Here is a 13,573-nt window from a genome sequence, read left to right as displayed (position 1 = left end):
CGCGTCGCCCGGCGGTCGCGCGCAGTGGTGTGGCCGGACTACTCCTGTCCGAGCCCGAGCAGTGCCCGCGGGTCCAGGGCGGCCTGGTGGCGCGTGATCTTCCCGTCCACGACGTGGCTCCAGGCGGCGACCTGGACCGGGGGCGCGAAGCTGGTGTGCATCTCGAACCACGTGACGACGTCGGGGCCGTCGCTGAAGACCTTCCGGATGACGATGTCGGTGAAGGAGCCCGGCGCCTTCTCGATCTTCTCCCGGAGGTCGTCGCCGCCGCTGGCGTTGCCGAACGGGCCGGTGAACTCGATGTCGTCGGCCAGCACCGAGCGCAGGGTGTCGTAGTCCTTGGCCTTCCAGGCCGCGTAGTACGTCGCGGTCACGTCCACGGGGTTGACGCTCATGTCGTCGCTTCCTCTCGTCCTTCGGTGCGGGCCCCGCCGGCGGATGCCCGCACCGGCGGGTTCAGCGAGGCCCGGGTGTTGAGTTCGGCCGCGTCGTCGCCGGTGGCCCGGCCGTACGTCTTGGCGATGGTGGTGTAGACGCCCTTGGCGGGCGCGCCGCCCGCGGCGTCGCCCGGGTTCCTCGGCTTCGACCGGTCCATCCGCCGGTTCGCGAGCACGACGGCGGTCGTGGCCTCGCGCCGCTCGTCCTCGTAGCCGCGCAGCGCGGCCACGGGGTCCTCGGTCGTCGCGAGCCGGTAGGCGAGGACGCGGGCGTCGACGATGGCCTGTGAGGCGCCGTTCGCGCCGACGGGGTACATCGGGTGCGCGGCGTCGCCCAGCAGCGTCACCCGTCCCTCGCCCCACCGGTCGAGCGGGTCGCGGTCGACCATCGGGTACTCCAGGATGCCGGTGCTGCCGCTCAGCAGGGCCGGCACGTCCAGCCAGCCGAGGTCCCAGTCGGCGAAGTGCGGGAGGAAGTCCTCCAGTTCGCCCGCCCGGTTCCACCGCGCGTCGCCGCCGAGCGGCTGCGGTTCGGCCATCGAGACCATGCACACCCAGTTGGTCAGCGACCGGCCCTGCTCCGCGGCGGCCGGGCCGATCGGGTACGCGATCAGCCGGGCGCCGCGGCCGGCGTCGGCGTGGATCATCGTCCGGCCGGTGAGGAACGGCTCGGTCGGCGTCACGCCGCGCCACATCATGACGCCGGACCAGTGCAGCGGCCCTTCGCCGGGGTGGAGCCGGGCCCGCACGGCGGAGTGCAGCCCGTCCGCCCCGACGAGCAGGTCGGCGGCGAGCAGGCCGGGCTCCCCGGTCGTCCGGTCGGTCACCCGGACCCGCACGCCGTCCGGGGTCTGCTCGACGGCCTCGAACGTCGTGCCGGTCCGGACCGCGTCGGCGCCCAGCCGTGCCCGGACCGCGTCGAGCAGCATCAGCTGGAGCTCGCCGCGGTGGATCGAGTACTGCGGCCACCGGTAGCCCCGGGCGAGTCCGCGGTCCTCCCGGTGCTGGGCCTCGCCGCTCCCGTCGACCCAGACCATGTCGGCGGTGGGCACGCCGAGCGCGGCGAGTTCGTCGCCGAGTCCCAGCTCCGTCAACTCCCGCACCGCGTGCGGCTGCACGTTGATGCCCACGCCGAGCGGACGGATCTCCCGGGTCCGCTCCAGCACGGTCGCGCGGATGCCCGCCGCGTGGAGGCTGAGCGCGGTGGTCAGGCCACCGATCCCGCCTCCGATGATGATCACGTCCATGTCCCGGCCCTCTCCTTCTCGCGCCTTCCGTCAGCTCACGGCTGCAGCTTGGTGGTGGTCCAGCTCAGGTCGTCCTGGCGGTCGTAGCGGAGCCGGCGGTGCAGCCGGTCGGAACTGGCGGCCCAGAACTCGATCGCGGCGGGCGTCAGCAGGTAGCCGACGAAGCGCTCGGGCCGCGGCAGCGGGGTGCCGGTGGCCTCCAGCCGCTCGGCCTCGGCCCGCAACGCGGCCACGTCGGCCAGCGGGTCGCTCTGGTGGGCGGCCGTGGACATCGCGTGCATCGGCACCGGCCGGGCCGACCACATCGCGTCGGACTCGGCGTCGTCGAGCCGTTCGACCGGTCCGGAGACGGACACCTGCTGCGCCGTCTCCCGCCAGTACAGCAGGCCCGACGCCCAGCCGGTCTCGGCGATCTCCCGGCCCTTCTGGCTGCTGGTGTGGCTCAGGAAGACCAGGCCCCGCTCGGTCACCCGGCTGATCGCGATGATCCGGGTGGAGGGGCGGCCCTTGGCGTCGGCGGTGGCCAGGGCGAGTGCCCGGGGCTCCCGGACGCCGCGCTCGGCGGCCCGCGCCAGCCAGGACTGCAGCAGCCCGATCGGCTCGGCCGGCGGGGCGTCGTACTCGGGGAAGGGGAGGTCGGTCTCCCCGCTGAGCGACTCGAACCTGCTGGAGTTGCCGGTCGCGGTGTGGTTGGCGGTGGTGCTCACCGGAATCTCCTAGACGTAGATGGTGCCGCGGGCGACGACGGTGCCGTGGCCGCCGACGTGGACGACGCGGGGCCGGTCGCCGTCGCCCTCGGCGTGCGCGAGCATGAGCGAGGGGCGGCCCATCTCGACCCCCTGGAGGATCTCCAGCTCCTGCCCGTACGCGGCCAGCCCGAACCGGGCCAGGTGGATGGCGAGCGGGCCGGCCGCCGAGCCGGTCGCCGCGTCCTCGACCACGCCGTAGGCGGGCGAGAACATGCGGGTGCGCCACGCGGTGCCCGAGCCGGCGAAGCAGTTGGCGGCCATGTCGGGGAACCGCGTGAGCGCGCGGTGGTCCGGGCGCAGCGCCGAGAGCGCCTCGACGCTCTCCAGGCCGACGAAGACGTGGCGCGGGCCGTTGCGGTACGCCACCACCGGGGTGACCGGATCCGTCACGCCGAGCGCCGCGAGCAGCTCCTCCGCGTGCTCGTACGGCTCCCAGGTGGGGATCGGCTGCTGCATCCGGGAGGAGCTGGAGTCCTCGCCGTGGTCGAGCTCGAACGGGATGACGCCCATGGCGGTCTCCAGCCGCAGCCGGTCGGCCTTCCACGTCCGGCCGAGGGCGACCGAGGTGCCCAGCATGGGGTGCCCGGCGAACGGGAGTTCGTTGACCGGGGTGAAGATCCGGATGCGTGCGTCGCCGCCCTGCTCGGCCGGGAGCACGAAGGTGCACTCGGAGAGGTTCATCTCCTTCGCGATCTGCTGCATCCGCTCCGCCGGCAGGTCCGCGGCGTCGAAGAAGACGGCCACCGGATTGCCCTCCAGCGGCTTGCGGGAGAAGGCGTCCACAACGATGTAGTCGTGCAAGGGGTCTCCTGGAGAGGTGGTGCAGTGGATCCCTGACGGATCCCTGACGGATCGTTGCCGGATCCCGTCAGGGCGTCAGGGCGGTGCCGAGGCCGTGCAGCACCGGAAGGGAGTGGACGCCCTCGGCGACGGCCTCGACGTCGAACCGCATCCGGTGGGTGGGTGGGCCGCCGATCAGCTCGGCCGCGCGGTTCGGCGGCAGCGGCTGGTCCGCGGGCCGGTCCGTCTCCCAGACCATGACCGCGCCCCAGCGGTTGTTCTCCCGGTCGGCGATCCAGAACTTCACGCGCAGCCCGGGCACGTCGGCCCACGGTTGCACGGCGCCGTCCCGCAGGTGCTCGGCGAGCGACTCGATGGTCTGCGGGGAGCCGTCCAGCTCCCACCAGGCGATGTCGGCCTTCATGGGTCCGTTTCCTCCGGCGCGTTCCCGGCCGGCTCAGGTGGGGATTCCCTCGCGCCGGACGGCCGGCACCGGGATTCCGAGCGCGCGCAGCTGCTGGTTCGGGTTCATGAACTCCCGCTCCCGCTTGATCTTCCCGTTCTCGAACTCGAACGAGTGGATGAAGTGGTTGCGGTAGTGGCCCTCCGGATAGCCGGGGAACAGGATCTTCCCTTCGCCGTCGCACTCGACCCAGAAGCGGTTCGGGTCCTGGGTCTCGAAGATCTCGATGTTGGTCCACACCCAGTCCGGGAAGCACTGCAGCGACCACACCGCGTGCTCGCCCAGCCGGTCCCGGCCGTGGGTGACGATCGGCTCGCCGGTGTCGGTGGTCCACAGTCCGCCGCAGCCGTCCTCGGTGAACAGCAGGTGCCGCTTGAGGCGGTCCTCGCCGCGGGTGTTCATGTACTGCTCGACGATCGACCGGTTGTGCCGGCGGATCTCGTCGTCGTTGCGGAACGCCGGCGGCTGCTCGGCCTCGGACATCGGTGACCTCCACGGGGATCGGGGAATTCCGGCGGCCGTTCGGGGACCGCCGCAGTGGACTCTGTTCGGGCGGTGCCCCGTCCGCAACGCCGGCCGCGGGACTCCGTCAAGTCGGGACGAAGTCCGTTGCCATGTGACGGAGTCCGGGTCCGCGGCTTCCGGTCGGCCCGTCGTCTCCCGGAGAGTCGGGGCGCAGCCGCTCCGGAGATGCCGAACGAGCGGTTTCCCCTCTCCTTGGAGGTATCAGGTGCCCAGTGTCGACGAATTCCTCCGCTCGTTGCCCGTGGTCCAGCAGCCGGACTGGGCTGGCCACCCGGAACTCGGTCCGGTCAGGGCCGAACTCGCCTCGCTGCCACCGCTCGTCACCGTCGAGGACACCGACGTCCTCCGGACGCTGCTCGCCGAGGCCGCGGTCGGCCGAATACAGATCATCCAGTCCGGCGACTGCGCCGAGGACTGGGCGGAGGCCACGCCGGGCGATGTCGCCCGCAAGGCGGGCCTGTTGGAGGTGCTGGCGGGTGTCATGAGGATGACCTCGCACAAGCCGGTCCTGCGGGTGGGCCGGCTGGCCGGCCAGTACGCCAAGCCGCGCTCGAAGCCGACCGAGACCGTCGGCGACGTCGAACTCCCGGTCTACCGGGGCCACATGGTCAACTCGCCGGAACCGGACGCCGAACTGCGGCGGCCGGACCCGAAGCGGATGCTGACCGGCTACCAGTCCGCGCGCGAGGTCGTCGGGCTGCTGGGCTGGAACGGCCGGGACCGGCGCACCCGGCCGGACACCCCGGCGTGGACCAGCCACGAGGCGCTGCTGCTCGACTACGAGCTCCCCATGCTGCGCACCCAGCCGGACGGCCGGCTGCTCCTCGGCTCCACCCACTGGCCGTGGATCGGCGAGCGCACCCGGCAGGTGGACGGCGCCCACGTCGCGATGCTCGCGGCCGTGGCGAACCCGGTCGCCTGCAAGGTCGGTCCGACCATGACCGCCGACGAGCTGCTGGCCCTGTGCGCGAAGCTCGACCCGGAGCGGACCCCGGGCCGCCTCACGCTGATCGCCCGGATGGGCGCGGACACGGTGGGCGAGCGGCTCCCCGACCTGGTCAGGGCCGTCCGCCTGGCCGGCCACCCGGTCGTCTGGCTCACCGACCCGATGCACGGCAACACCGTCAGCGGCCCCGGGGGGCTCAAGACGCGGCTGGTGACGACGGTCGTCAAGGAGGTCGTGGACTTCCACCGGGCCGTCACGTGCGCGGGCGGCACGGCGGGCGGCATCCACCTGGAGACGACGCCGGACGAGGTCACCGAGTGCGTCGCCGACCGGGACCGGCTCCACGAGGTCGGCGGCAAGTACACGAGCTTCTGCGACCCGCGGCTGAACCCGCGCCAGGCCGTCTCGGTCGTGTCCGCCTGGCTCGGCTGACGCCCGGCCACCCCCCAAGCCCCCACGCAGCCTCCCCAAGCAGCGGGCTGCCCAGTGAAAGGACGACCATGGCGGGCCTTCCGTCCATCGACCCCTACCCGATGCCCTCCGAGAGCGACCTGCCGGCCAACACCGCGCGCTGGACGGTCGACCCCGACCGGGCGGTCCTGCTGATCCACGACATGCAGCGCTACTTCCTGAGGCCGTTCCCGGCGAGCGAATCCCCCGGGCGGCCCCTGGTGCAGAACACCGCGCTGCTGCGCGAGGAGTTCGCGGCGCTCGGCGCCCCGGTCGCCTACACGGCGCAGCCGGGCGGCATGACCGCCGAGCAGCGCGGCCTCCTCAAGGACTTCTGGGGGCCCGGCATGGAGGTGTCGCCGGAGGACCGGCAGGTCGTCGACCCGCTCGGACCCGGGCCGTCCGACTGGGTGTTCACCAAGTGGCGCTACAGCGCGTTCCACAAGTCGGACCTGCTGGAGCGGATGCGCGCCCACGGCCGGGACCAGCTCGTCGTCTGCGGCGTGTACGCCCACGTCGGAGTGCTGATGACGGCCGTGGAGGCCTTCACCAACGACATCCAGACCTTCCTGGTCGCCGACGCGGTGGCCGATTTCTCGGAGGCCTACCACCGGCTGGCGCTCACCTACGCGGCGGAGCGCTGCGCGGTGGTCACCTCGACCAAGTCCGTGCTCTCCGGGCTCGCCCCGTCCGTGGGGGCGGCCCGGTGAGCCGGCCGGCAGAACGGGAGGAGAGCCCGATGGGGGCGGACCTGCTGGACCGGGTGCTCACCGGGGCCCCCGGTGCCTACGCCCTGCTGTACCGCCCCGAGGCGGCCGGGCCGGACGTGATCGAGGTGCTGCTCGGCGAGGCGTCCGCGGTGGACACGCTCGCCGGGATCCCCGTGCCGGACGCACCGGGGTCCGCCGCCGCGCACGGGGGTGCCCGGCACGAGGTGCTGGCCGTCGTCCCGTACCGGCAGATCACCGAACGCGGCTTCGCCGGCGTCGACGACGGCGCGCCGCTGATCACGCTCGCGGTCGCCGAGCAGGCCGCCCTGCCGCTCGCCCACGTGCTGCGCAGGCTGCCGAACGACCCGATCACCCTGGCCGGCGGCCGCTTCGACGTGGACGACGAGACGTACGCGGCCACCGTGCGCCGGGTCATCGACCGGGAGATCGGCAACGGCGAGGGCGCGAACTTCGTCATCAAGCGCTCGTTCGTCGCCGAGATCACCGACTACACGCCGCGCAGCGCCCTGTCGTTCTTCCGGCGCCTGGTGGAGCGCGAGTCCGGCGCCTACTGGACCTTCCTGGTCCGGGCCGGCGACCGCACCTTCGTCGGCGCCAGCCCGGAGCGGCACGTCAGCCTGCGCGACGGCACCGCCGTGATGAACCCGATCAGCGGCACCTACCGGTATCCGGCGGCCGGCCCCGACCTGGCGGGCGTCATGGCCTTCCTCGCGGACCGGAAGGAGGCCGACGAGCTCTACATGGTGGTGGACGAAGAGCTGAAGATGATGGCCCGGATCTGCGAGCGGGGCGGCCGCGTCGTCGGCCCCCACCTCAAGGAGATGGCCCGGCTCGCGCACACCGAGTACTTCATCGAGGGCAGGACCTCCCATGACGTCCGGGACATCCTGCGCGAGACGATGTTCGCCCCCACCGTCACCGGCAGCCCGCTGGAGAGCGCCTGCAAGGTGATCAGCCGGTACGAGCCCGAGGGACGGGGCTACTACAGCGGCGTGATGGCGCTGATCGGCCACGACGAGGACGGCGCCCGCACCATGGACTCGGCCATCCTGATCCGCACCGCCGACATCGACCGCGGCGGCCTGGTGCGGATCGGGGTCGGCGCGACCCTGGTGCGGCACTCCGACCCGCAGAGCGAGGTCGCCGAGACCCGGGCCAAGGCGGCCGGGCTGCTGGCCGCGCTCGAAGCCGGCGGCACCGGCCGGTTCGCCGATCACCCCCGGGTCCGCGAGGCGCTGGAGCAGCGCAACGCCGGCATCGCCGACTTCTGGCTGCGGGAGGGCGCGGACGGGGCGGACGGGGTCGCGGAGCTGGCCGGCCGCAGCGTGCTGATCGTGGACGCCGAGGACACCTTCACCTCGATGATCGGCCATCAACTAACCTCCATGGGCCTGGAGGTGACGGTCCGGCGGTTCGACGAGCCGTACGACGTCGACGACCACGACCTGGTCGTGATGGGCCCGGGCCCCGGCGACCCGCGGGACACCGGCCACCCCAAGATCGCCCACCTGCGGGCCGCGGTCTCCCGGCTCCTGCGGGAGCAGCGGCCGTTCCTCGCGGTCTGCCTCAGCCACCAGGTGCTGTCCACGCTGCTCGGCCTCGAACTGGCCCGGCGGGACGTGCCCAACCAGGGCGTCCAGACCGAGATCGACCTGTTCGGCGCGCGCGAGCGGGTCGGCTTCTACAACACGTTCGCCGCGCGGAGCGACGAGGACAAGATCACGCACCCCGAGTTCGGCGTCGTCGAGCTCAGCCGGGACGCCGCCACCGGCGAGGTGCACGCGCTGCGGGGCCGGGGCTTCGCGTCGATGCAGTTCCATGCCGAGTCGGTGCTCACCCGGGACGGCGTGCGCATCGTCGCCGGCCTGCTGACCGAGGTGGTGCGCTCGTGCGACCGCTGACCGGACCGGCCCGGGGGGTGCACCGGTGACGGCTCCCGCCGGCCCCGCGCTCACCGCCCGGATCCCGGGCTCCAAGAGCATCACCAACCGGGCCCTGCTGCTCGCCGCGGCCGCCACCGGCACCAGCCGGCTGCGGGCACCGCTGACCAGCGACGACACGCTCGCCTTCCGGACCGCGCTGACCGACCTGGGCGTGCCCGTCGCAACCGGCCCGCAGGACGGCGAATGGCGGGTCACCGGGATCGGCGGGGGCCCGTCCGGCGGCGCCACGATCCGGTGCGCCGACGCCGGGACCGCCGCCCGGTTCCTGCCCCCGTTCGCCGCGACCGGCCGGGGCCGCTACCTCTTCGACGGCTCCGACCAGTTGCGCGCCCGCCCGCTGCGCCCGCTGGCCGACGCCCTGCGACGCCTCGGCGCGGACGTCCGCGCCGCCGGAAGCGGCGGACTGCCGCTGCTGGTGGACGCCGACGGGCTGCGCGGCGGTGAGCTCGCCGTGGACGGCCGGCACAGCAGCCAGTTCCTGAGCGGTCTGCTGATGGCGGCGCCGCTGCTGGACACCCCGCTGACCGTGACCGTGCGGGACCTGGTCAGCCGGCCGTACATCGACATGACCGTCGCGCTGATGCGCCGCTTCGGCGCTCGGGTGACCGAGGAGGCCCCCGGGGTCATCGGGATCGGCACCGGCGGCTACACCGCGACCGACCTGGCGATCGAACCGGACGCCTCGACGGCCTCGTACGTCTTCGCCGCCGCCGCGGTCACCGGGCGCGCGGTCACCGTCCCGGGCCTGGGCCGCGACAGCCTCCAGGGCGACCTCGGCTTCGTCGAGGTGCTGCGCACCGCGGGCGCCCGGGTCGAGGTCGGCGCGGACGCGACGACGGTCACCGGCAGCGGGCGGCTGCGCGGCGGCTTCGAGGTCGACATGGGCGCGATCTCGGACACCTTCATGACGCTGGCCGCGATCGCGCCGCTGGCCGACGCGCCGATCACGATCCGCGGCATCGCCCACGCGCGCCTCAAGGAGTCGGACCGGATCGAGGCGGTCGCCGGGAACCTGGCCGCCTGCGGCGTGACGGTCGAGACGGCCCAGGACCGGATCACCGTGCATCCGGGGCCGGTCCGGCCGGCCCGGATCAGGTGCCACCGCGACCACCGGATCGCGATGGCGTTCTCCGTCCTCGGGCTGCGCGCGCCCGGGATCGAACTCGACGACCCCTCGTGCGTGACCAAGACCTTTCCCGGCTTCCACGCCGAACTGCGCCGGCTGTTCCCGGCACCTCTGGAAGGAGAACGACGTTGACCGGGCTGCGCTGGCTGACGGCGGGGGAGTCGCACGGCCCCGCACTGGTCGCGACGCTGGAGGGCCTGCCCGCTGGTGTACCGGTCACCACGGCCGTGGTGGCCGACGCGCTGGCGCGTCGCCGGCTCGGTTACGGTCGTGGCGCGCGGATGAAGTTCGAGCGGGACGAGGTGACGTTCCTCGGCGGTGTCCGGCACGGTCTGACGATGGGCAGCCCGGTGGCGGTCATGGTCGGCAACACGGAGTGGCCGAAGTGGGAGCAGGTCATGTCGGCCGACCCGGTCGATCCCGAGGTGCTGGCGGGTCTGGCCCGCAACGAGGCGCTGACGCGTCCGCGTCCGGGCCACGCCGATCTGGCGGGCATGCAGAAGTACTCGATCGAGGAGGCCCGTCCGATTCTGGAGCGGGCGAGTGCCCGTGAGACGGCGGCGCGGGTCGCGCTGGGCGCGGTGGCCCGTGCGTACTTGAGGGAGACGTGCGGGATCGAGATCGTCAGCCACGTCGTGGAGCTGGCCGCCGCGAAGGCGCCCGTCGGTGTGCTGCCGGTGCCGTCGGACGAGGCGCGGCTGGACGCGGATCCGGTGCGGTGCCTGGACGCGGATGCGTCGAAGGCGATGGTCGCGGAGATCGACCAGGCGCACCGGGACGGTGACACGCTCGGTGGTGTGGTCGAGGTGCTGGCGTACGGGGTGCCGGTGGGTCTGGGTTCGCATGTGCACTGGGACCGGCGTCTGGACGCGCGGCTGGCGGCTGCGTTGATGGGGATCCAGGCGATCAAGGGTGTCGAGGTCGGGGACGGTTTCGAGCTGGCGCGGGTGCCGGGGTCGAAGGCGCATGACGAGATCGTGCCGACGGCGGAGGGTGTGAAGCGCACCTCCGGCCGCTCGGGCGGCACCGAGGGCGGGTTGTCGACGGGTGAGCTGTTGCGGGTGCGTGCGGCGATGAAGCCGATCGCGACGGTGCCGCGGGCGTTGCAGACGCTGGACGTGCGTACGGGTGAGCCGGCGAAGGCGCATCACCAGCGCTCCGACGTCTGCGCGGTGCCCGCCGCGGGCATCGTCGCGGAGGCGATGGTCGCGCTGGTGCTGGCCGACGCGGTCAACGAGAAGTTCGGCGGCGACCACGTCTCGGAGACGCGCCGCAACGTGCAGGGCTACCTCGACCACCTGATCATCCGATGATGAGCGAGCGACCAGAAGAAGAGGCCCCTTGGCGAAGCCACCGGCCGAGCGAAGCGAGGGCCGGGGGTAATTCGCCCGTGGTTGTGCTGGTCGGCCCGCCCGGCAGCGGCCGATCCTTGTCGCGCTCCGCAGAGACCTGACAGGATCTCAGATCACGTCACTCCTCGGGCGGTGCGGACGGGTCATCATCGGGGTGGCGCGGACAAGGAGGCGGGATGGCACGGGTGAACCTGCGGGCCGCGTTCATGAGCGGGCTGTCGTCCACCGTCACTGCGCAACAGGTCTTCACCAACCGGGTCGACGAAGTGGCCGCGTTCGAACGGTCGGTGGACGGCCTGTGCCGCACGCTGGACGAGGCCGAGGTGTCGCCGGTCGTGGACCGGGCGCAGGGGCGCCGCAACGTCCTGACGCTCTACGGGGTGGGTGGCATAGGGAAGACGACGCTCTCCCACGAGCTGGAGCGTCGGCTGCTCGCAGATGCCGCAGCCCAGGGGCGGGGCGACGTCGTGGCCGTCCGGGTCGACGTCTCCGAGGACGGGGCCGCCGACCTGGAAGGCCTGCTGCTGCGTCTGCGGGCCGGCTTGGGGCAATTGGGCAGCCGCTGGCCCGCCTTCGACCTGGCGCTCGCCTCCTACTGGGCCCGTGCTCACCCCGGTGAGGCGCTCCAGGACTTCCTCGACGCCTCACCGGCCCTGCGTCGGGCTTCCCGCAGCATCGGTCTCGGCGAGCAGATCGCGGACACCGTGCGGGAGATCGATCCCGCGGGGCTCGGCGGGCTGACCGGGCTGGCGCACCGCGCGGCCCTGGCCACCTACCGCGCGGTCCGGGACCGCGTGCGCGAAGGCCGGCTGCTGGCGGACTGCGAGCTGTTCGCGGAGCTGATCGAGGCCGACGCCGATTACGAGACGCTCTCGTACTTCCCGTACCTGCTCGCCTGGGACCTGGACCGCCTCTCCCACCGCGGCCGTTCGGACCGGCGGCCCACGGTGTGCGTGTTCCTCGACACCTTCGAGGTGGTCAACGGCGGCGCCGACCGCACCGTGGAGCGGCTGATCCAGCGCTGCGTCTACCTGATGCCCAACGTGCTGTTCGTGATCACCGGCCGCAACCGCATCGACTGGGCCGACACGGGCGCGGGCGGCGAACTGGACTTCACCGGCCCCGGATCCTGGCCGAACCTGCACTTCAGCAACGACACGGTCGAGCCCCGCCAGCACCTCGTCGGCTACCTCTCGGACTCCGACGCCGACAGCTACCTCAGCGAAGCGCTCACCCGGGACGGCGAGCCCGCCATGCCCGCCGAGGTCCGCCGGCGCATCATCGCGGGCGGGCAGGGCCTGCCCCTGTACCTGGACCTGTCGGTGTCCCACTTCGCGGCGCTGCTCGCCCGCGGAGGGCAGCCGTCGGCGGCCGACTTCGGCGGCTCGTTCACGGCCGTGGCCACCCGGTCGATCCGGGACCTGCCCCGGGACGAGCGTGACCTCGTCCGTACCGCGGCGCTCACCGACCGCGTCGGCGCCGATCTCCTGCGGGCCGGACAGCCCCACGTCTCCGACGGCAGCGTGGCCAGGTTCCTGCGTCGGCCGTTCCTGACACACGACGACGCCTACGCCCTGCCGTACGCGCTGCACGCGGCGCTGCGCCACGCCATCCGCGAGGCGGACCGCACCCTCCCGGACGGCTGGTCCGACCGCGACCGCAGCGAGGCCGCGGCCCGGTTGCTCGCCTGGTTGGGGGACCGGCTGGGGCCGTCCGCCGAGCGGGTGACCATCGCCCAGGTCCTGGAGTCCGGCCTCAAGCTCTCGGCGGAGCACGGAGTCTTCGCGGACTGGATGGCCCGGGCCACGCAGCGCCTCGTCGAGGCCGGACAGTGGTCGGAGCTGGGCACCGGACTCCCCGTCGAACGGACCGGGACGCCGGAGTACCGGGCGGTCCTCGCTGCCATACGGGGTGTCCAACTGCGCCGGACCGGCCGTGCCGCAGAGGCGGTCGGGCTGCTCGACGCGGCGGGGGAGAGCCTGCCGCAGGGCGGTCCGACGGCGCAGCTGGTGCGGATTCACCTCGCCCACGCGCTGCGCAACCACGGGGACTACGCCAAGGCGGCGGAGATCTACCGGGGCCTGGTGGGCGGCGAGTTCGACGGGGTGGCCAGGTACTGGCTCTGCGACTACGACTACCTCAACGGACGGTTCGGCAGGGCACTGGGTTCGCTCCGGGAGCAGTGCAGTCGTGGGCCGGAGGACGAGGGCGAACGGTTGCGGCTGATCGGTCACATCTGGCGGGTGAACGCCCGTTTCGACGAGGCGGGTTCCGTGTACGGGGAGGCGGTCGGCCTGGCCCGGCGCGAGGGCCTCGCCGCCGCGGAGGCGAAGGCGTTGGCCAACCTGGCGCAGACCGCTTGCTGGTCCGGAGACGTCGCTGCGGTGGCGGATGTGGCGACCCGCGCGAGGGACCTGCTCGATCTGGTGCCCAATCCGGTCGAGCTCGTCAAGATCCGTTCCGCCGAGGCGGTCGCGCACGCGGTGGCCGGCGATGCCGGGGCCGCCGCCGAGGCGGTCGGGGACACTCGTCGGCTGGCGGACGGGATCGGGTACCGCGGCGGCCACAACCTGGCCGACGTGGCCCAGATCCTGCTCGGGGTCCTCGGCGGTGACCACGAGGGCGTCCGCCGCACGCGGGCCGAGCTCGACGCGCGGACCCGCAGGTCGGGCGGCAACACCTACTGGGTGCCGATCGTGACCAGCTGGATCGATGGCGTGCCACAGGCCGTGGAGCGCGATCCGCGGGTCGAGTGGGTCGACGGCGCCGCCGTGTCGCTGGGCCGGTGGGCGGAGGTGGCCGCGCGACCATGAGGCACGAGAGT

The 13,573-nt window shown here is 73.1% G+C and carries 12 protein-coding genes; 6 read left to right on the top strand and 6 right to left on the bottom strand.

Going from position 1 to position 13,573, the window contains the following annotated elements; translation table 11 throughout:
* Positions 1–38: 38 nt before the first annotated feature.
* From ACFVSN_RS19680 to ACFVSN_RS19655, 6 genes are all read right to left on the bottom strand, one after another.
* On the bottom strand, positions 39–395 hold the full coding sequence (locus ACFVSN_RS19680; protein ID WP_380444606.1) for a nuclear transport factor 2 family protein: 357 nt from the start codon (positions 393–395) through the stop codon (positions 39–41).
* Positions 392–1,684 carry a flavin-dependent oxidoreductase gene (locus tag ACFVSN_RS19675; RefSeq protein WP_387956305.1) on the bottom strand — a complete coding sequence of 431 codons (1,293 nt, stop codon included), beginning with the start codon at positions 1,682–1,684 and terminating at the stop codon, positions 392–394. The genes ACFVSN_RS19680 and ACFVSN_RS19675 overlap by 4 nt, the downstream gene beginning before the upstream one ends.
* Before the next feature lie 35 nt (positions 1,685–1,719).
* Positions 1,720–2,391: a phenazine biosynthesis FMN-dependent oxidase PhzG gene (gene phzG / locus ACFVSN_RS19670; RefSeq protein WP_380444603.1), complete on the bottom strand. Its 672-nt coding sequence runs from the start codon at positions 2,389–2,391 to the stop codon at positions 1,720–1,722.
* A 9-nt stretch (positions 2,392–2,400) separates the two neighbouring features.
* Positions 2,401–3,234, bottom strand: coding sequence for a PhzF family phenazine biosynthesis protein (locus tag ACFVSN_RS19665; protein ID WP_380444601.1), 834 nt, complete (start codon positions 3,232–3,234; stop codon positions 2,401–2,403).
* A 67-nt stretch (positions 3,235–3,301) separates the two neighbouring features.
* Entirely contained in the window at positions 3,302–3,637 is a 336-nt protein-coding gene (locus ACFVSN_RS19660; RefSeq protein WP_387956304.1) for a hypothetical protein, read from the bottom strand.
* A 33-nt stretch (positions 3,638–3,670) separates the two neighbouring features.
* Entirely contained in the window at positions 3,671–4,159 is a 489-nt protein-coding gene (locus ACFVSN_RS19655; protein ID WP_380444597.1) for a PhzA/PhzB family protein, read from the bottom strand.
* 247 nt (positions 4,160–4,406) lie between these two features.
* Between ACFVSN_RS19655 and ACFVSN_RS19650 the strand changes: the two genes are divergently transcribed.
* The 6 genes from ACFVSN_RS19650 to ACFVSN_RS19625 all read left to right on the top strand — a co-directional run bounded on the left by ACFVSN_RS19650 (position 4,407) and on the right by ACFVSN_RS19625 (position 13,562).
* Positions 4,407–5,579 (top strand): 3-deoxy-7-phosphoheptulonate synthase, encoded by a 1,173-nt coding sequence (locus ACFVSN_RS19650; RefSeq protein WP_380444596.1) that lies wholly within the window; start codon positions 4,407–4,409, stop codon positions 5,577–5,579.
* Between the two features lie 68 nt (positions 5,580–5,647).
* Positions 5,648–6,307, top strand: a complete 660-nt coding sequence (locus tag ACFVSN_RS19645) for an isochorismatase family protein (protein ID WP_387956303.1) — start codon at positions 5,648–5,650, stop codon at positions 6,305–6,307.
* 29 nt (positions 6,308–6,336) lie between these two features.
* Complete coding sequence (locus ACFVSN_RS19640; protein WP_387956302.1) at positions 6,337–8,229, top strand: anthranilate synthase family protein; 1,893 nt, start codon at positions 6,337–6,339, stop codon at positions 8,227–8,229.
* Positions 8,230–8,254: 25 nt separating this feature from the next.
* Positions 8,255–9,529 carry a 3-phosphoshikimate 1-carboxyvinyltransferase gene (gene aroA / locus ACFVSN_RS19635; protein WP_387956301.1) on the top strand — a complete coding sequence of 425 codons (1,275 nt, stop codon included), beginning with the start codon at positions 8,255–8,257 and terminating at the stop codon, positions 9,527–9,529.
* Positions 9,526–10,710: a chorismate synthase gene (gene aroC / locus ACFVSN_RS19630; RefSeq protein ID WP_387956300.1), complete on the top strand. Its 1,185-nt coding sequence runs from the start codon at positions 9,526–9,528 to the stop codon at positions 10,708–10,710. The genes aroA and aroC overlap by 4 nt, the downstream gene beginning before the upstream one ends.
* 215 nt (positions 10,711–10,925) lie before the next feature.
* Positions 10,926–13,562, top strand: coding sequence for a tetratricopeptide repeat protein (locus ACFVSN_RS19625; protein ID WP_387956299.1), 2,637 nt, complete (start codon positions 10,926–10,928; stop codon positions 13,560–13,562).
* The last annotated feature ends 11 nt before the right edge of the window (positions 13,563–13,573 follow it).

The organism is Kitasatospora sp. NPDC057904, assembly GCF_042887925.1.
Taxonomy (GTDB): Bacteria; Actinomycetota; Actinomycetes; order Streptomycetales; family Streptomycetaceae; genus Kitasatospora.
This window is presented reverse-complemented; position numbering and strand designations above follow the sequence as displayed.

Bases quoted from the DNA above. Each gene is read 5' to 3' on its own strand.
- ACFVSN_RS19680 (WP_380444606.1), bottom strand. From the start codon at position 395: ATGAGCGTCAACCCCGTGGACGTGACCGCGACGTACTACGCGGCCTGG.
- ACFVSN_RS19675 (WP_387956305.1), bottom strand. From the start codon at position 1,684: ATGGACGTGATCATCATCGGAGGCGGGATCGGTGGCCTGACCACCGCG.
- ACFVSN_RS19660 (WP_387956304.1), bottom strand. From the start codon at position 3,637: ATGAAGGCCGACATCGCCTGGTGGGAGCTGGACGGCTCCCCGCAGACC.
- ACFVSN_RS19655 (WP_380444597.1), bottom strand. From the start codon at position 4,159: ATGTCCGAGGCCGAGCAGCCGCCGGCGTTCCGCAACGACGACGAGATC.
- ACFVSN_RS19645 (WP_387956303.1), top strand. From the start codon at position 5,648: ATGGCGGGCCTTCCGTCCATCGACCCCTACCCGATGCCCTCCGAGAGC.
- ACFVSN_RS19640 (WP_387956302.1), top strand. From the start codon at position 6,337: ATGGGGGCGGACCTGCTGGACCGGGTGCTCACCGGGGCCCCCGGTGCC.
- ACFVSN_RS19625 (WP_387956299.1), top strand. From the start codon at position 10,926: ATGGCACGGGTGAACCTGCGGGCCGCGTTCATGAGCGGGCTGTCGTCC.